Genomic DNA, 17,843 nt, shown 5'->3' with positions numbered 1-17,843 from the left:
GCAGGTTCGATTCCTGCTAGGCGCACCATAAAAATGAAAGTCTCGTGACCACGAGACTTTTTTTGTGTGTCAAAACGGGGCAGCGAATAATTTATCTGACGTGCTTATTAGGCGTGGCGCATAATCAGGGAATAATATAGAATTTTTTAGATATGATATAATAATTATATGACAAATACGCATACACAGGGGGTACTATGAAGCATTTAAAAAGAACATACAGCGGTACACCCGTTCCGTTCAAAGTCCATGCTCCGTTTCAGCCGATGGGCGATCAGCCGCAAGCGATCGCCGATTTGACGCAGGGGATTCGTGACGGTCATTGGGCGCAGGTGCTGCTGGGAGCTACCGGTACCGGCAAGACGTATACGATGGCGAAAGTGATTGAAGAGGTGCAAAAACCGACCTTGATCATCGCGCCGAATAAAACGCTCGCGGCGCAGTTGGCGAGCGAATTTCAAGCGTTTTTCCCCGATAATGAAGTGGCTTACTTTGTCAGTTACTACGATTACTACCAGCCGGAATCCTATATTCCGTCAACGGATACTTATATTGAAAAAGACGCGTCGATCAATGATGAGATCGATAAGTTGCGTCACTCGGCAACGATGAGTTTATTCGAGCGCCGTGACGTGATTATTGTCGCGTCGGTTTCCTGCATTTACGGCTTGGGCGATCCGGAGGATTATACGGAGATGGTGGTGTCCCTGCGTAAAGGTCAGGTGAAGCCGCAAGAGGAAATTCTGCGCAAGTTGGTGGATATTCAATACACACGCAATGATATGAATTTGGTCCGCGGCACGTTTCGCGTGCGCGGTGATACGATTGAAGTGTTTCCGGTCGGCGAGTCGGAGCAGATCATCCGCATCGAGATGTTCGGTGATGAGATTGATCGCCTGACGGAAATCGATACGCTCACGGGCGAAGTGATCGCCGAGCGTACGCATGTCGCGATTTATCCGGCGAGCCATTACGTCACGACCGGCGCGAAAATGGAGCGCGCGTTGCACTCCATCGAAGCGGAACTGGATGAACGATTGGCGGTATTGCAATCGGAAAATAAATTATTGGAAGCGCAACGTTTGGAGCAGCGCACCCGTTACGATTTGGAAATGATTCGGGAGATCGGATACTGCTCGGGCATCGAAAATTACTCGCGGCATCTCTCGGGCAGGGCGCCCGGTGAAGCGCCGTATACGCTGCTGGATTATTTCCCCGATGATTTTTTAATCATGGTCGACGAATCGCATGTCACGGTGCCGCAGTTGCGCGGCATGTACGCCGGTGACCGTTCCCGTAAATTATCGTTGATCGACTACGGTTTTCGTCTGCCTTCGGCGGCGGACAACCGACCGTTGATGTTTGATGAGTTTGTCGAACGGATCAATCAGATCGTCTATATTTCGGCGACGCCCGGTCCGTATGAAATGTCGGTACAAACGAATATGGCCGAGCAGATTATTCGTCCCACGGGTCTGTTGGATCCGTCGGTGGAAGTGCGGCCGATTCGCGGTCAGATGGATGATCTCTTGGGCGAAATTCGCGCGCGCGTGAAAAACAATGAGCGCGTGATGATTACCACGCTTACGAAAAAGATGGCGGAAGATCTGACGGATTTTCTCAAAGAAATGGATGTCAAAGTGCGCTACCTGCACAGCGATATCGCCACCATCGAACGGGCGGAGATTATCCGCGATCTGCGCGCCGGCGTATTTGATGTGCTGGTCGGCATCAACCTGCTGCGCGAAGGATTGGATATGCCGGAAGTTTCGCTTGTCGCGATTTTGGACGCGGACAAGGAAGGCTTTTTGCGTTCCGATACCAGCTTGATCCAGACAATCGGACGGGCGGCCCGTAACGCCAAAGGGCATGTCATTTTATACGCGGATCATGTCACGGACTCGATGGCGCGCGCGATGGAAGAAACAAAACGTCGTCGCGAAATACAAGAGGCGTATAATACGGAGCACGATATTACGCCGAAGACCATTATTAAAGAAGTGAAAGATTTAATTTCCCTGACCAAGGTGGCGGAGACGGATTGGCGCAAGGAATATGACGCCGATATGAGCGAAGCGACCGATGAAAGCCTGCATGCCCGCATTGTGGAGACGGAAAAAGCCATGCGCCAAGCGGCGAAGGATTTGGAGTTTGAAAAAGCGGCGCAATGGCGCGATGAACTCGGGCGCTTGCGTCAGGAATGGGCGGATCGCTTCGGTTCGCAGGCACGGGATAAGATGCGCGCGATGAAGAAAAAACCGCGTCGTCATCGCTGAGTAAAGGAGCGCTATGAAAGAAGAAATGATCATTCGCGGGGCGCGTCAACATAATTTGCAGAATATTGATTTGCGTCTGCCGCGGGATAAATTTATTGTTTTTACGGGACTTTCCGGCAGCGGCAAGTCCTCTCTCGCGTTTGACACCATTTACGCGGAAGGACAGCGCCGTTATGTGGAGTCTTTGTCCGCGTATGCGCGGCAGTTTCTCGGGCAGATGGATAAGCCGGATGTCGATTATATCGCGGGCCTTTCGCCGGCCATTTCGATCGATCAGAAAACGACCAGCCGCAACCCGCGTTCGACGGTCGGCACGGTGACCGAGATTTACGACTACTTGCGCCTTTTGTACGCGCGGGTAGGTCGACCGTTTTGCCCGCATTGCGGCAAGCCGATCACGCAACAGACGGTCGAGCAGATTACGGATGCCATTTTGGCCTTGCCGGAGGGCACGCGCTTTCTCTTACTGGCGCCGGTCGTTCGGGCGCAAAAAGGCACGCATAAAAAGACGCTGGAGCGCTTACGTAAAGAAGGCTATGCGCGTGTACGCGTTGACGGCGAAATACGGAATCTCGATGAAGAGATTGATTTGGAGAAAAATCGCAAGCACGTCATCGAGGTGGTGGTCGATCGACTGATCGCGCGCGAAGGCTTGGCGCAGCGTTTGGCCGGCTCGCTCGAAACGGCGCTCGGTTTGGGGGAAGGCGTCGTGTACGCGCAGGTGGTGGACGGAGAGCAATATGTGTTCAGTCAGCATTTCGCCTGTCCGGATTGCGGGATCTCCTTGCCGGAACCGGAACCTCGGCTTTTTTCCTTTAATAATCCGATGGGAGCGTGTCCCGTTTGCACGGGTCTGGGCGCGAGCCTGGAACCGGATTTCAGTCTGATCGTACCGGATCCCGATTTGCCGTTCAAAGACGGCGCGGTGCAAGCGCTTTCCACGAACCGTAACTCATGGTTCATGGTGCAGCTCGTGCCGTTCCTGAAATCGTACGGTCTGACGTTGGATAATTCTTACAGTGATTTACCGGCGGAGGGCAAGCGCTATTTGCGCGACGGCACGTCCAAAAAATTCCGTTTCCGTTATGAAAATATGCGCGGCGAAGTCAAGAGCTATGATCGAGCGTTTGAAGGTGTCGTTCCCATGGTGAAACGTCGCCATCGCGACGCCTTCTCGGACAGTCAGCGGCAGGAAATGGAACGCTACATGACGGAGGTTCCCTGTACGGAATGTCAGGGCGCGCGCCTCAAACCGGAAGTGTTGGCGTTCAAGGTCGGCGGCTTGAACATTCATGAGCTGACCTGCCTTTCGATTGCGGAGATTCGCGATTTTTTGAACGAACTCGAACTGACGGAAAAAGAAATGATCATTGCCCACCAAATTGTGAAAGAACTCAATGCGCGCATCGGTTTCCTTTATGATGTGGGCTTGGGGTATTTGACGCTGGCCCGCTCATCGGGCACGCTGTCCGGCGGGGAGGCGCAGCGGATTCGTCTGGCGACGCAGATCGGCTCGGGTCTCGTCGGCGTGCTTTACATTTTGGACGAACCTTCGATCGGTCTGCACCAGCGCGATAATGATCGCTTGCTGGCGACCTTGAAAGGACTGCGCGATTTGGGCAACAGCCTGATCGTCGTCGAGCATGATGAAGATACCATCCGCGCGGCGGACCACATCGTCGATATCGGTCCGGGAGCCGGTGAATACGGCGGTCAAATTGTCGCGCAGGGGGATTTAAAAACCATTTTGCAAACGCCGCAATCGCTGACCGGACAATACCTCGCGGGTAAGCGTTACATTCCCGTACCGGCGCAACGCCGCAAAGGCAACGGCAAAAAACTTGTGGTCCGCGGCGCGAGTGAACACAACTTACAGAATATTGATGTGACGTTTCCCTTGGGCTGCCTTACGGTCGTGACCGGGGTATCCGGTTCGGGTAAAAGTACGCTGGTGAACGAGATTCTTTACAAAGGATTGGCCAACGGTCTGTATCGTAAATACCACCGTACCGGCACGTATAAAAGCATTACCGGCGCGAAAAATATCGACAAAATTATCGATATCAACCAGCAGCCGATCGGACGCACGCCGCGTTCCAATCCGGTGACGTATACCGGCGTTTTCACGCCGATTCGTGAATTGTACAGCCAAACGCCGGAAGCGAAGTTGCGCGGCTATAAGCCGGGGCGTTTCAGCTTCAATATGAGCGGCGGTCGGTGCGAGGCCTGCAAAGGCGACGGCATCATTAAAATTGAAATGCATTTCCTGCCCGACGTGTACGTGCCCTGCGAAGTCTGCCACGGCGCGCGCTATAATCGCGAAACGCTGGAAGTGAAATACAAGGGTAAAAATATTTCCGATGTGCTCAATATGACGGTGGATGAAGCGGTCGAATTTTTCGCCAATCATCCGGCCATTGTCCGAAAATTGCAAACGATTCAGGACGTGGGGCTCGGGTACATTCGTCTCGGTCAGCCGGCGACCACACTTTCCGGCGGGGAAGCGCAACGCGTCAAATTGGCGACGGAGCTGGCGAAACGCAGCACCGGTAAAACGCTTTACCTTTTGGATGAACCGACCACCGGATTGCATGTGGCGGATATTCACAAACTGATGGATGTCTTGCAGAGAATTGTGGATGAAGGCGATACCGTGGTGATCATCGAGCACAATTTAGATGTGATCAAATGCGCCGATCATATTATTGACTTGGGGCCGGAAGGCGGCTCGGGCGGCGGTACGATCGTGGCGACCGGTACGCCGGAAGAAGTAGCGGCCGTGCCGGAGTCATACACGGGTCATTATTTAGCGCCATTGCTGGAACGGGCGCGAAAACTCGGCCAGGTGGAGGATCGTCATGCGGCAAGTGAATGAGCGGATCCAAACCAAGCTCGACGCCTTGCCGACCACACCAGGGGTCTACCAGTGGAAGGATCGGTTCGGTAAAGTCATCTACGTTGGCAAAGCGGTGAATTTACGCAGCCGCGTGCGTTCCTACGTGCGGGAAGAAAGCAAGAACAGTCCCAAAGTGAATGCCATGATGAACCACGCCGAAGATGTCGACTTTATTCTGACCAAGACGGAACTCGAAGCGCTCATTCTCGAATGCAATTTGATTAAACGCTTGCATCCGAAATACAATATCCTGCTACGGGATGATAAAACGTATCCGTACATCAAAATCACGTTGCAGGAAGATTATCCGCGCGTCTTTATGACGCGGCGGCTGGTGCGTGACGGCGCGCGGTACCTGGGACCGTTTACCGACGTCGGCTCGGTGGCGCGGACATTGAAAACCTTGCGGCAGATTTACCCCTTGCGGACCTGTCGATCAATGAAAGTACGACGACCCTGCCTGCAATACCATTTGAAACGCTGCCAGGCGCCCTGCATGGGCTGGGTGGAACAAGCCGCGTACCATCAAATGGCGCAGGAAGTCTGCGATATTTTTGAAGGTAAAAACCGGCAGTGGCTGCACCGTTGGGAAGATAGCATGAAAGAGGCGGCCGCGGCGATGCGCTATGAGGAAGCGGCTCGTTACCGAGATCGTATCGTCGCTTTGAAAAGCGTGCAGGAGCGGCAAAATATCGTGGCCGCCGCCGGCAACTTGGATATGATCGGCGTCGCTCGTACGGCGGATAAAGTGGGTGTCGTCATTTTACTTGTCCGCGCCGGCAAAGTGATCGGCAAAGAAAACTATATGGTCAGCGGCTCATACGGTGAAAGCGATGCGGAAGTATTGGCCGGATTTATCAAAAATTATTACACCGGCAGCGCGGATCGCGTGCCGAAAGAAGTGGCGGTGCCGTTTTTGCCGGCCGATGCCGAACTGCTCGGTGAATGGCTGACGGCGGAGCGGGGTTCGCAGGTGAAAATCGCCGTGCCGCAACGCGGCTTCCGTCGCGGTCTGAAAGATATGGCGCAGGACAATGCCGCGAAGTACCTGGCGGATAAAGAACTGCAATGGCAGCACACGGTGGATAAGCAAAGCGGCGCCGTGCGCGATCTCGCGGAAATTTTGGACTTGCCCAATTTGCCGGAACGCATTGAGTGTTTTGATATTAGCCATATCCAAGGCGCGGAGACCGTCGCCTCCATGAGCGTTTTGATCGACGGCAAACCGACCGGCAGCGAATACCGCAAATTCAAATTGAAAACCGTGCAGGGCAAGCCGGATGATTTCGCTTCCATGCGTGAAATCATGGCGCGACGTTACGGCAATCATCCCGATTGGCCGTTGCCGGATCTGATCGTCATTGATGGCGGTAAAGGACAGTTGCATGCGGCGTTGCCCGTCATTCGCGAGTGCGGCGTCCAAACACCGGTCATCGCTTTGGCGGAACGGATCGAAGAGATTTTTACTGAGTACAGCAACGAACCGATTGTGTTGGATCATCGCTTACCGGCGCTGCAGTTGTTGCAGACGGTGCGTGATGAAGCCCATCGGTTCGCGATTACGTACCATCGTAAATTGCGCAGCAAACGAAATTTCCAATCCATCTTGGATCATATCGACGGCATCGGTCCGAAACGTCGTCAGGCGCTATGGCAGGCGTTTCCGAATTTGGACGCGATGCGCGCGGCCGATGTCGAAGCATTGGCGGCCGTGCCCGGCATGAATCGGAAAGCCGCCGAAGCCGTGCACGCGTTTTTGCGGGCGGAGAAACACGAAAAGCAGCAGCAACTGCAGACGAAAGAAGACAATCAAAAATGGGTATAAAAAAGAGCGGTGAGCACCGCTCTTTTTTGTCCGCTTTTACAACATGATGTTTGCGAAACGTATTCGGACAAAAATCGGGAGATGACGATCCGCTGTCGGAAGCCGAGGTGGGAAATATAAAAACACGATAAAATGATACGCCTGTAAAAGTGTAAAAATATTAAAATGATTTATCGTGACGTTTTGAAGATGCGCAAGCATTGTAAATAAAGGACTTTTTAAAGGGAAAAGAAGAATTTGTACGATTTATTTTCAATGCAGCTTACAAAAACTTTGTTTTTACAATTTATTTACAAATGCTGTGTAGTCTTTTGACAGTCTTCCGCTATTATGCAGTTATACCAATTCGTATCGATTCCAAAGGAGGAACGAAAAAGATGAAACAAGGCAAACGTTTGGGTTTGGCAGCAGTCAGTGTAGTAATGGCATTAGCAATTGCGGGTTGCGGTGGCGGTTCCGGTTCCAAATCCGGCGGCGACAAAGCGGCTTTTGATTTGGCCAAAGATATTCACGTTATTTCCCGTGAAGACGGTTCCGGTACGCGTGGCGCGTTCATTGAATTGTTGGGTATTGAAGTCAAAGAAAACGGTAAGAAAGTCGACCGTACTTTGAGCTCCGCGCAGATTACGAACAGCACCAACGTCATGATGACCAGCGTAGCGAATGACGCGTATGCGCTCGGCTACATTTCCCTCGGTTCGTTGAACGATACCGTAAAAGCCTTGAAAGTTGACGGCGTGGAAGCAACCCCGGCGAACGTTATGAACGGCCAGTACAAATTGGCTCGTCCGTTCAATGTCGTCATCAACAAGGAAAAAGGTTTGACTCCGCAAGCGCAAGACTTCCTGAAATTTATCCACAGTAAAGAAGGCCAGAAGATCGTTAACGACAACGGCTACATCGCGGTGGATCAAGCTCCGGCGGCGTACACTCCGGCGAACCAGTCCGGCAAAATCGTATGCGCAGGTTCGTCTTCGGTAACTCCGGTCATGGAAAAACTGGCGGAAGCCTACCAGAAAGCTAACCCGAACCTGAAGGTCGAAGTGCAGCAGAGCGACTCGACGACCGGTGTTCAATCGGCGATCAGCGGCACGGCCGACCTCGGTATGGCATCTCGTGAATTGAAAGACAGCGAAAAAGGTAAAGTGGACGGTAACGTTATCGCCAAAGACGGTTTGGCGGTCGTTGTCAACAAAGCGAACAGCGTAGAAAACATCAAAGCGGATTCTGTTCGTGACGTTTACATTGGCAAAATTACGAAATGGCAGGATGCGAAATAACATCTGCCGGTAAGAAGCGGGAGTGAGCGGATGAATTCGCAGACAAGTGAAAAGTTGATGAGTTGGACGGTGCATGTGATGGCGGCAATGTCCATCGTATGCGTCTTCCTCATCGGGCTCTTTATCTTTGCCAAAGGAATCCCGCCGATGTTTACCATCGGTTTGCAGGATTTCCTTTTGGGAACAGGTTGGCGTCCGACGGACGTACCGCCCACATACGGGATTTTCCCGATGATCATCGGCAGTATGCTGGTCACTCTCGGTGCGATTTTGATGGGCGGACCGGTTGCCTTGGCGGCAGCCGTCTGCCTTTCTTTTTTTGCACCGGAAAAGTGGCGTCGTGTACTGCGTTCGTTAGTTTTATTATTGGCCGGTATACCTTCAATCGTCTACGGTTTCTTCGGGATGGTTGTCATGGTGCCGATGGTTCGCGAGTATTTAGGCGGCAACGGCAACAGCGTGTTTACGGCGGCGCTATTGCTTGCCATCATGATTTTGCCGACGATTATTTCGGTCAGCGAGTCGGCGCTTTCCACAGTACCGGATCGTTACTATGAAGGCGGCCGCGCGCTGGGGTTGACCCATGAGCGCACCGTGGTCGGGATCATGGTGCCGGCGGCTTCCGGCGGTATCTTGGCGTCGTTTGTCTTGGGCATCGGCCGCGCGGTCGGTGAAACGATGGCCGTTATCATGGTCGCGGGTAACCAGGCAATCATCCCGTCATCACTTTGGGACGGGACGCGCACTTTGACGGCCAATGTCGTTTTGGAAATGGGTTACGCGGCAGACCTGCACAGGGAAGCGTTGATCGCGACCGGCGCGATTTTGTTTATTATGATTTTGCTGTTGAATACGCTGTTCCTGTTTTTACGTGAAAGGCTGGTTAAATCATGAGCAAACGTCGTGGGGAACGGCGCGGCGTCTATGAATGGATCGTACAGGCAGCCGTTTGGCTGGGCATTGCGCTCACAATGGGGGTCTTGGTGTACTTGCTGGTACACATCCTTTGGAACGGTATTCCGTTCGTCACCGCCGACCTGTTTGCTTATAAGTACAATACATCCAACGTTTCGCTCTTTCCGGCATTGATCACGACGATCTACCTGACCGTCGGTACATTGCTTTTGGCGATACCGTTGGGGGTAGGCACCGCCGTGTATATGACGGAATACGCGCAACGCGATTCGTGGCTGGTAAAATGGGTTCGGATGGCCAGCGAAACGCTTGCCGGTATTCCTTCCATCGTGTACGGTTTGTTCGGTTTTTTGTTTTTCGTTATTTTCTTGCAGCTGGGATACTCTTTGATTTCCGGTATTTTGACAATGACGATCCTCGTTCTTCCCTTTGTCATCAAGACAACGGAAGAAGCTCTTTTGACCGTACCGACCGGTTTACGCGAAGGCAGCTACGGTTTGGGCGTAGGCAAACGGGACACCATTTTGAAAATTATTTTGCCGGTAGCCGGTCGCGGGATTGTGGCGGGCGTCATCTTGGCGATCGGCCGCATCGTCGGCGAAACGGTCGCATTGATGTACACGATCGGCACCGTTCCGGAGATTCCGGGCAACCTGATGCACTCCGGACGAACGATGGCGATTCATATGTACGCGCTTTCCAGTGAAGGGATTCACACGGATAAAGCGTACGCCACCGGCGTTATCTTGATTGTAGTCGTAGTTTTGATGAACGAGATCTCCTCGCTCGTCATGAATAAATGGAGAAAATAGATGTCCGACTTGGCTTTTAAAGTGAACAACTTAAACCTCTATTATGGGGAAAAACAAGCGCTCTTTAATGTCAATATGGAGATTGAAGAGCGTGCGATCACCGCGTTGATCGGACCGTCGGGTTGCGGCAAGTCGACATTCTTGCGTGTTCTTAACCGTATGAATGATTTGATTGAAGGCTGCCGGATTACCGGTGAGGTACTGTATCGCGGGCAAGACGTATTTGATGTGGACGATGTCAATCAACTGCGCCGACAGATCGGGATGGTATTCCAGAAACCGAATCCGTTTCCGATGAGCATTTATGATAACATCACGTTTGCGCTGAAATCGATGGGAATCAAAAAGAAGTCGATTTTGGATGAAACGGTGGAACGAAGCTTGAAACAGGCGTCGATTTGGGACGAAGTCAGTGACCGTCTGCATGAAAGCGCGCTCGCTCTTTCCGGCGGGCAACAGCAACGTATTTGCATCGCCCGCGCGATTGCGGTCGATCCCGAAGTCATTCTCATGGATGAACCGACGTCCGCGCTCGATCCGATTTCCACATTGAAAATCGAAAACCTGATTGAAGAATTGAAACAGCAATACACCATCGTCCTGGTTACGCACAATATGCAACAGGCGGCGCGTTGCTCAGACTCGACGGCGTTTTTCCTGTTGGGTGAAGTCATTGAAAAAGATGCGACGGATGTCATCTTTACGAACCCCAAGGAACAGCGCACGGAAGATTATGTAACCGGACGTTTCGGTTGAACGGAAAAACGTTCGACTTGGTATAATAAAAGCGAGGTATATTGTGGTCAGAATCCGATTAGAACGCGAACTCAACGAGTTGCGTAACGACATCATTACGGTCGGCAGCTGGACGGACGATGTGTTACAAATGGCATCGACGATTTTCCAAGACGGCGACAGCGTTCCGTACAAGGAAGTCGATGAGGCCGTGCGTCGTATCGTTTCCGCCAAACGCAAGCTGGAGGAAAACTGTTTGCGGCTTTTGGCAAGTGAACAGCCGTTGGCGTCTGATTTCCGACTGGTGTCGGCGATCTTCAAAATGGCGTCTCATGTAAAACGTATCGGGGAACTCGCCGGCGCGCTGGTAGAGCTTGCCGATGAAAGCGAAATGCGCTCGGACCCGGCGTGGGATGTTTTGGAAGATATGCTTGCCGAAGGACGCGACATGTTGCACAGCGCTTTGCGCTCGCTGGTCCGCTTTGATACGGACCTGGCGCAGAGCACGATTGATCGGGATGCCATTGTCGATCAACTGTTTCGCAAGCTGCGCGAAGAAATCATTCAAGAATTGCGGGAAGGCGACTCGCCGGACCCCTTGCTGCCCGATGCATTGTTGATGGGAAAATTCTTGGAGAAGATCGGCGACCACGCCGCGTCCTCCGCGGAATGGGTTTTATTTGCCATCGGTGATCGGCGGGAGTGAAAATCTATGGCCTTAATTTATTGTGTAGAAGACGATGAAAATATTCGTGACCTCATGGTGTATGCGCTGGAGAGCCAGCAGTACGAAGTCGGCAAATTCGAGTCGGGTGAAGAATTGTTTGCGGCGCTGGAAGAAAAAGTACCGGATCTGATATTGCTCGATATTATGCTGCCCGGCGACGACGGCTTAACCATTTTACGCAAATTACGGAGCCATGCGACGTACGACGGCGTCATGGTGATTTTAGTGACGGCCAAAAGCGCGGAATATGATGTCATCACCGGTCTCGATATCGGCGCGGACGATTACATTCGCAAACCGTTCGGGATTATGGAAATGATTTCCCGCGTGCGCGCCGTATTACGACGCCAGGGCTACCGCGCATTTGCGGGTGATGTGTATGAATGCGGACCGATTCGCTTGGATCGTAAACGCTACCGCGTGCAGGTGGACGGCGAAGACGTGACGCTCACGGCCAAGGAATTTGAATTGCTCGCGTACCTGTTGCTGAATAAAGAAATCGTTCTTTCTCGCGAACAGATTATGGAACACGTTTGGGAAATTACGCATTTCATTGAAAGTCGTACGGTCGACATGCATATTATGAGCTTGCGCCAAAAACTTGGCGACGCGGGAAGCATGATTCAAACGATACGCGGTGTCGGCTACAAACTGGGTGAAGAACGATGAAAAAAAGCATCTACTCCGCGTTGGTAAGCATCAGCATCGTAGCGGTGCTGTTGACTTTACTGGCAAGCATGTGGTTCTACTATTCCGGCGTCCGTAAAGAAGCGGAAATGCATCTCCAACAGGTTACGACCGTATTGGCGGACGGCATGCACAATCAACCGGTACCGGTCGACTGGCTGGCGGCATCGGTGGCCGGTATTGACGGCATGACGCGCGTAACTTGGATCGATGCGTCCGGCAAAGTACGTTTTGAATCGGCTTACAACGCGGACCAAATGGAAAATCATCTGGAACGCGAAGAAGTCAAGGCCGCCTTGGCCCATGGCGAAGGCGCGAGCCGCCGGGAATCCGGTACGTTGGCGCGGGAAACTTCGTACTATGCGCTGCGCTTGGACGACGGCTCCGTCCTGCGCACAGCGGTGGATCGCGGCAGCTTATTGGCGATTATGCAACGCGCGTTACCGGGCGTTTTAGGTGTACTGGCGGTCATCCTGATCGCTTGCTTCTTCCTGGCCGGTTACTTGACGCGGCATCTTTTGCAACCTTTGCGTCAGGCGGGGGAAGCGGTCGATGCGATGATCTCGGGGCAACCGGTGCCTTATATGCTCGGCGTGCCGGAACTCGATCCCATTTTAGCGAGAACACGTGCGCAGCAGGAAAACATTTCGCATTATATTGATGAAATTAATGACGAGCGCAGCCGCACCCGTCACATGATGGATACGCTTACGGAAGGCGTCATTTTGCTGGATCGCGGACAATCCATCTTGGACTACAACAATGTCACGGCCAAGATCTTCCAATTAACAAGCGATGTGCACGGCCAAAGCGCAGCCGCGTTGGATCAGAGCTCCGCGTGGCTGACCTGCATTCAGGACGCCATGAAAACCGGCGAATCGTCCACCGAGCTTACTTTGTGCGAGCGGATCTATCGCGTGCGCGCCCGCCGCACGGAAAGCAGTAATGATGACTTTACCGTATTGCTGGTCGTTCGCGATGTGACGGAAACCGCCTTGGCGGAACAACGTCGTCGCGAATTTTCGGCGAATGTTTCGCATGAATTGAATACGCCGCTCACTTCGATTCGCGGCTACGCCGAACTGCTTTTGAACGGCATGTATCATAATGCCGACGAAGTGAAGAACTTTGCGCGGCGGATGATTCAGGAATCAAATCGCCTGCTGGGACTCATTCAAAACATCATGCGTCTGTCACGCATTGAAGAGGCGAATGAACCGTATCAATGGCAAAATGTGTCGCTTCACTACATTGCCGAGCAGGTGACCGATCTTTTGGAAATGCAGTCCGAGAAAAAGAATATCCGGATGCGGGTGCACGGTGATCGGGGCTACGTTTTCGGCGACGCCCGTCTGCTTTTTGAACTCGTCTTGAATTTGGCGGATAACGCGGTCAAATATAATCGCGAAGGCGGCAGCGTGGATGTGACTATCCGCGACGGTGAAGACGACGTTACATTGACCGTAAAAGATACCGGCGTCGGTATTCCCATTGAACAACAAAACTATATTTTCGAACGTTTTTATCGCGTGGAACAAAGCCGCTCGAAAGAGACCGGCGGTTCCGGTTTGGGCTTGGCGATTGTCAAGCATATCGTTGCCTTGCACCATGGCGAATTGGCCTTGACGAGTCAGCCGAAAGAAGGTACCGCGATTACGGTAACCTTACCGAAAACGCAACCCGACGCAAAGGAAACCGAAAAAACGCAAAGCGCTGACGATGTGACGAACGACGGCGCCGTTTCCCACGTCGTAACGAAATAAAAAAACAGCCGTCTTAGTAAGACGGCTGTTTTTTTGCGCCGCAATGCATCGTCTGGAAACAAGTGCGCAGGACCCGCTTTACTCCACGCAAAATACATCGCATGCGGACAAGTGTGCTATAATAATAGGCAATTTGAAGGAAGCGAGGGATAGTCATGACGATAAGTGTAGCAGCACCGCAAGCCTATGGGAAAAAGGCGAATGATGTAATTTTCGGTGCCAATGATGCGGCGGTCAAAGCGGCGCAGAAATACGGTAAAGAAAAAGTAACCAACGCGACCATCGGCGCGATTTTAGACGAGAATGAAGATCTGGTGTGTCTGCCGACAGTAGAGAAAGTATACCGCGGCCTTTCGATGCGTGATGTGATTCAATACGCGCCGATCGCGGGTCTGCCGGATTTTCTTACCGAAGTGCAGAATCGTTGTTTCGGCGCGTACCGACCCGCGGCGGAGATTGCGGCGGTGGCCACGGCCGGCGGCACCGGCGGCATTCACAACACCATTCATAATTACACCGAATGGGGCGATGAAGTGTTGACCAGCGACTGGTACTGGGGCGCGTACAGCGTGCTTTGCAATGACAACGGTCGCAAACTTCGTACCTTCCGCTTGTTTACCGATGATCTGCAATGGAATCAGGACGATTTCGCGCAGCATGTGGAAGCGATCGCGGCGCGCCAGGATCAGGTGCTCGTGATTTTGAACACGCCGGCGCACAATCCGACCGGCTACAGCCTTTCCGATGAAGACTGGCGGCAGGCGTTGGGAACGCTGAAAGAAGTCGCGGCGCGTTCGGAGAAACATGTGATCCTCCTCGTCGATGTATCGTACTTGGATTTCGCGGGCGATGAAGAAACGTCGCGGAGCTTTTTCCGTCACTTCGAAAATTTGCCGGAGAATTTGCTCGTGGTCGTTTGCTACAGTATGTCCAAAGGATTTACTATGTACGGACAGCGTATCGGCGCGATGATCGGCATCACCTCTTCGCCGCAAATCGCGCAGGAATTTAAAGACATCAACCAATATACGAGTCGGGCGACCTGGTCGAATATCAATCGGGCCGGCATGCAAACACTGGTCACGATCAGTCAGGATGCGAAACTTTTGCAACAGTTCCAAGCGGAACAGGCGGAATATTTCGCGCTTATCCGTGATCGCGCCGCGCTCTTCATGCAGGAAGCGGCGGAGGTGGAACTGCCGGTTTTACCGTATCGCGCCGGCTTTTTCCTGAGTGTGCCGAGCCGTGATTCGAAAGCGGTTTGCGCGCTGATGAACCGGGATAATATTTTCCCTGTACCGTTGAAAGCCGGTGTGCGTTTGGCGGTGTGCGCGGTGACCAAAGCCAAGATGCCGGGCATTGCGACCAAACTCAAAGCGGCCTGGGAACAAGTCGAACACGCGTAAAAAGTTCCGCTTCGGCGGAACTTTTTCTTTGCCCTAAAACTTGTGTCTGACGCTGTTTTTCGTTATACTTAATAAATAGACTAATTTGTCAATTATTAAATTTGCAACGCAAGGAGTCCGGATGAGTTTACAACAAACAATCGCCAAAAAAGTGACCTACTCGGGGATCGGTTTACACTCCGGGCAGCCGGTGCGGCTTTCGTTTGTCCCCGCGCCGGTGGATAGCGGGATTCGGTTTCGCCGCACGGATATCTCGGAAAGCGATACGGTCGCCGCGCAGATTCGTTATGTGACGAATACGATGCGGGCGACGACACTTGAAAACGGAGCGGTCATGGTGACGACCGTCGAGCATGTCCTGAGCGCGATTCGGGCGCTGGAGATCGATAATATCATCGTGGAACTGGACTCGGTAGAACCGCCGGTCGGTGACGGCAGCGCGGCGGTATTCGTGGGCCTGTTGGATGAAGCGGGTATTGTGACGCAGGACGCGGAACGCCGCTACTTACCCGTGACAAAAAGTGTCGGCGTGTACGATACGCCGAATGACAGATTTATTGTCGCGTTGCCGTATGACGGTTTTCGCGTTACTTTCCTGGCCGAAAAAGAAGATCATCCGTTACTGCGGCTGCAGGCGATGGATATTGAAATCACGACGGAAAATTACCGTAACAGCATTATGCGCGCGCGCACGATCGGTTTTACGGAAGAGCTGGAGCAACTGCGCAAGATGGGACTGGGGCGCGGCGGGACGCTGGAAAACGCCGTCGTGTATTCGCCGACGGAAGTGCTTTCCGAATTGCGGTACCCGGACGAAGTAGTGCGCCATAAGATTCTCGATGTGATCGGTGATCTGGCCTTGGCGGGACCGCTAAAAGCGCATATTATTGCGCGCAAGTCCGGTCATCAACTGAATACGGAGCTGGCTCGCCGTTTGGTCGAGTCGGTCGCAAAGGAGGATCCGGTATGAAACTTGAAGTTACTGAAATTATGGAAATTTTGCCGCATCGTTACCCCATGTTGCTGGTGGATCGTATGTTAGAATTGGAACCGATGAAACGCGCCGTCGGCATCAAAAATGTGACCATGAACGATCCGTATTTTCAAGGACATTTTCCCGGAAATCCGATTATGCCGGGCGTGCTTTTATGTGAAGCCATGGCGCAAGTCGCCGGCGTAGCTTTGTTATATCCGGAAGAGCATCGCGGCATGACGCCGATGTTCACCGGGATGGATAAAGTTCGCTTTCGTTTGTCGGTGCGGCCGGGAGATACGTTTCGCAGCGAAATCGAAATATTGAAAATCAAAGGAAATGTAGGAAAAATCGCCTGCCGCGGATATGTGGGCGACGAGCTGGCGGTGCAAGGCGAATTCATGTTTTATCTTTCACCCAAGAAAGACAATCAAGCCGATCAAAAAGCATGAATTGAGTCAAAAAAGTGAGCAATTTATTGAATTCCCATTCTAGACATCGCTAATGGCACGAGAAAGCGTAAAATGGCAGTTATATATTTGTCCGGAATACGGATTATAAAATAAACGATGAAACTGAATTGATTCATACAGTTTACATAGCAAATAGCGGGAGAGATAGTATGGGATTACAACTTGTAGAAAAGCATGAACCGAATATTCACGAAACGGCGGTAGTTGATCCGAGCGCGGTTCTGCACAGTAACGTAGAAATCGGACCGTACGCCGTGATCGGCGCGGATACGGTAATCGGAGAAGGCACGCGTATTGATGCGCATGTCGTTATTCATCCGTACACCACGATCGGCAAATATTGCCACATTTACCCCGGCGCCTCGATCGGCAGCGATCCGCAGGATTTGAAATTCGAAGGGGAACGCAGCACGACCTCCATCGGCGATTATACGGACATTCGCGAATTCGTGACCGTCAGCCGCGCGACCGGTGAAGGACAGGAAACGCACGTCGGTTCGCATTGCCTTTTGCAGGCGTATACGCATGTCGCGCATAACTGCAATGTGGGTAACCATGTAGTGATCAGCAGCTTCGCAGGTCTGGCGGGCCATGTAGTCGTTGAAGACCGTGCCGTCATCGGCGGTATGGCCGGTGTTCATCAGTTTGTGAAAATCGGTCGTAACTGCATGATCGGCGCTATGACCAAAGTAGTTCAGGATGTGCCGCCGTTCGTGATCGCGGACGGTAATCCGGCGCGCGTTGTCGGACTGAACAGTGTCGGCATGGCGCGCAGCGGTATTTCCGCCGACGTCAAACGCGACTTGAAACGCGCGTACCGACTTTTATACCGTTCCAATCTGCGCCTTTCGGAAGCGATTTCTGAAATGGAACATGAATTGGACGCGTCCGAAGAAGTGGAACATATGTTACGCTTCCTGCGTAATTGCGAGCGCGGTATTTGCCGCGTGCGCCGCGAATAGAAAAAGTAACGCCCGCGACAGCGGGCGTTTTTTATTTGTCGGATAAACAGCGGCGAAGGATAAAGAGCGAGCCGGACACGGGCAAGAGCATCGACGTGTTGGACATAAGTTAT

Annotated in this window: 14 protein-coding genes; all 14 read left to right on the top strand. The window is 52.5% G+C overall.

Annotated features, from left to right (window positions below; translation table 11 throughout):
- The first annotated feature begins 197 nt into the window (after positions 1 to 197).
- The 14 genes from uvrB to lpxA all read left to right on the top strand — a co-directional run bounded on the left by uvrB (position 198) and on the right by lpxA (position 17,730).
- Entirely contained in the window at positions 198 to 2,276 is a 2,079-nt protein-coding gene (uvrB, locus tag RDN69_RS03160) for an excinuclease ABC subunit UvrB (RefSeq protein WP_288218244.1), read from the top strand.
- 13 nt (positions 2,277 to 2,289) lie between these two features.
- The gene (gene uvrA, locus RDN69_RS03155) at positions 2,290 to 5,151 is read left to right on the top strand and encodes an excinuclease ABC subunit UvrA (protein WP_288218243.1); all 2,862 of its coding nucleotides are present in this window, start codon (positions 2,290 to 2,292) and stop codon (positions 5,149 to 5,151) included.
- Positions 5,135 to 6,997 (top strand): excinuclease ABC subunit UvrC, encoded by a 1,863-nt coding sequence (uvrC, locus tag RDN69_RS03150; RefSeq protein WP_024047946.1) that lies wholly within the window; start codon positions 5,135 to 5,137, stop codon positions 6,995 to 6,997. Before uvrA ends, uvrC begins: the two co-directional genes overlap by 17 nt.
- A 377-nt stretch (positions 6,998 to 7,374) precedes the next feature.
- Positions 7,375 to 8,277: a substrate-binding domain-containing protein gene (locus tag RDN69_RS03145; RefSeq protein WP_024047945.1), complete on the top strand. Its 903-nt coding sequence runs from the start codon at positions 7,375 to 7,377 to the stop codon at positions 8,275 to 8,277.
- A gap of 30 nt (positions 8,278 to 8,307) precedes the next feature.
- Entirely contained in the window at positions 8,308 to 9,171 is an 864-nt protein-coding gene (gene pstC / locus RDN69_RS03140; protein WP_024047944.1) for a phosphate ABC transporter permease subunit PstC, read from the top strand.
- Entirely contained in the window at positions 9,168 to 10,004 is an 837-nt protein-coding gene (gene pstA, locus RDN69_RS03135; protein ID WP_024047943.1) for a phosphate ABC transporter permease PstA, read from the top strand. The genes pstC and pstA overlap by 4 nt, the downstream gene beginning before the upstream one ends.
- On the top strand, positions 10,005 to 10,760 hold the full coding sequence (pstB, locus tag RDN69_RS03130; RefSeq protein ID WP_024047942.1) for a phosphate ABC transporter ATP-binding protein PstB: 756 nt from the start codon (positions 10,005 to 10,007) through the stop codon (positions 10,758 to 10,760).
- Positions 10,761 to 10,803: 43 nt separating this feature from the next.
- Positions 10,804 to 11,445, top strand: coding sequence for a PhoU domain-containing protein (locus RDN69_RS03125; protein WP_024047941.1), 642 nt, complete (start codon positions 10,804 to 10,806; stop codon positions 11,443 to 11,445).
- A gap of 6 nt (positions 11,446 to 11,451) precedes the next feature.
- Complete coding sequence (locus RDN69_RS03120) at positions 11,452 to 12,135, top strand: response regulator transcription factor (RefSeq protein ID WP_024047940.1); 684 nt, start codon at positions 11,452 to 11,454, stop codon at positions 12,133 to 12,135.
- Positions 12,132 to 13,916, top strand: coding sequence for an ATP-binding protein (locus tag RDN69_RS03115; protein WP_024047939.1), 1,785 nt, complete (start codon positions 12,132 to 12,134; stop codon positions 13,914 to 13,916). Before RDN69_RS03120 ends, RDN69_RS03115 begins: the two co-directional genes overlap by 4 nt.
- A 155-nt stretch (positions 13,917 to 14,071) precedes the next feature.
- Positions 14,072 to 15,322 carry a pyridoxal phosphate-dependent aminotransferase gene (locus RDN69_RS03110; RefSeq protein ID WP_273260296.1) on the top strand — a complete coding sequence of 417 codons (1,251 nt, stop codon included), beginning with the start codon at positions 14,072 to 14,074 and terminating at the stop codon, positions 15,320 to 15,322.
- Between the two features lie 121 nt (positions 15,323 to 15,443).
- Entirely contained in the window at positions 15,444 to 16,292 is an 849-nt protein-coding gene (gene lpxC / locus RDN69_RS03105; protein ID WP_273260293.1) for a UDP-3-O-acyl-N-acetylglucosamine deacetylase, read from the top strand.
- Complete coding sequence (gene fabZ, locus RDN69_RS03100) at positions 16,289 to 16,747, top strand: 3-hydroxyacyl-ACP dehydratase FabZ (RefSeq protein ID WP_273260291.1); 459 nt, start codon at positions 16,289 to 16,291, stop codon at positions 16,745 to 16,747. The genes lpxC and fabZ overlap by 4 nt, the downstream gene beginning before the upstream one ends.
- Positions 16,748 to 16,917: 170 nt before the next feature.
- The gene (gene lpxA, locus RDN69_RS03095; protein ID WP_024047904.1) at positions 16,918 to 17,730 is read left to right on the top strand and encodes an acyl-ACP--UDP-N-acetylglucosamine O-acyltransferase; all 813 of its coding nucleotides are present in this window, start codon (positions 16,918 to 16,920) and stop codon (positions 17,728 to 17,730) included.
- Positions 17,731 to 17,843 lie beyond the last annotated feature (113 nt).

It is taken from the genome of uncultured Negativicoccus sp., assembly GCF_902480485.1.
Lineage (GTDB): Bacteria > Bacillota > Negativicutes > Veillonellales > Negativicoccaceae > Negativicoccus > Negativicoccus succinicivorans.
This window is presented reverse-complemented; position numbering and strand designations above follow the sequence as displayed.

Excerpts from the sequence above, each read along its gene's own strand:
- uvrB (WP_288218244.1), top strand. The coding sequence starts at position 198 with ATGAAGCATTTAAAAAGAACATACAGCGGTACACCCGTTCCGTTCAAA.
- uvrA (WP_288218243.1), top strand. The coding sequence starts at position 2,290 with ATGAAAGAAGAAATGATCATTCGCGGGGCGCGTCAACATAATTTGCAG.
- uvrC (WP_024047946.1), top strand. The coding sequence starts at position 5,135 with ATGCGGCAAGTGAATGAGCGGATCCAAACCAAGCTCGACGCCTTGCCG.
- RDN69_RS03145 (WP_024047945.1), top strand. The coding sequence starts at position 7,375 with ATGAAACAAGGCAAACGTTTGGGTTTGGCAGCAGTCAGTGTAGTAATG.
- pstC (WP_024047944.1), top strand. The coding sequence starts at position 8,308 with ATGAATTCGCAGACAAGTGAAAAGTTGATGAGTTGGACGGTGCATGTG.
- pstA (WP_024047943.1), top strand. The coding sequence starts at position 9,168 with ATGAGCAAACGTCGTGGGGAACGGCGCGGCGTCTATGAATGGATCGTA.
- pstB (WP_024047942.1), top strand. The coding sequence starts at position 10,005 with ATGTCCGACTTGGCTTTTAAAGTGAACAACTTAAACCTCTATTATGGG.
- RDN69_RS03120 (WP_024047940.1), top strand. The coding sequence starts at position 11,452 with ATGGCCTTAATTTATTGTGTAGAAGACGATGAAAATATTCGTGACCTC.
- RDN69_RS03115 (WP_024047939.1), top strand. The coding sequence starts at position 12,132 with ATGAAAAAAAGCATCTACTCCGCGTTGGTAAGCATCAGCATCGTAGCG.
- RDN69_RS03110 (WP_273260296.1), top strand. The coding sequence starts at position 14,072 with ATGACGATAAGTGTAGCAGCACCGCAAGCCTATGGGAAAAAGGCGAAT.
- lpxC (WP_273260293.1), top strand. The coding sequence starts at position 15,444 with ATGAGTTTACAACAAACAATCGCCAAAAAAGTGACCTACTCGGGGATC.
- fabZ (WP_273260291.1), top strand. The coding sequence starts at position 16,289 with ATGAAACTTGAAGTTACTGAAATTATGGAAATTTTGCCGCATCGTTAC.
- lpxA (WP_024047904.1), top strand. The coding sequence starts at position 16,918 with ATGGGATTACAACTTGTAGAAAAGCATGAACCGAATATTCACGAAACG.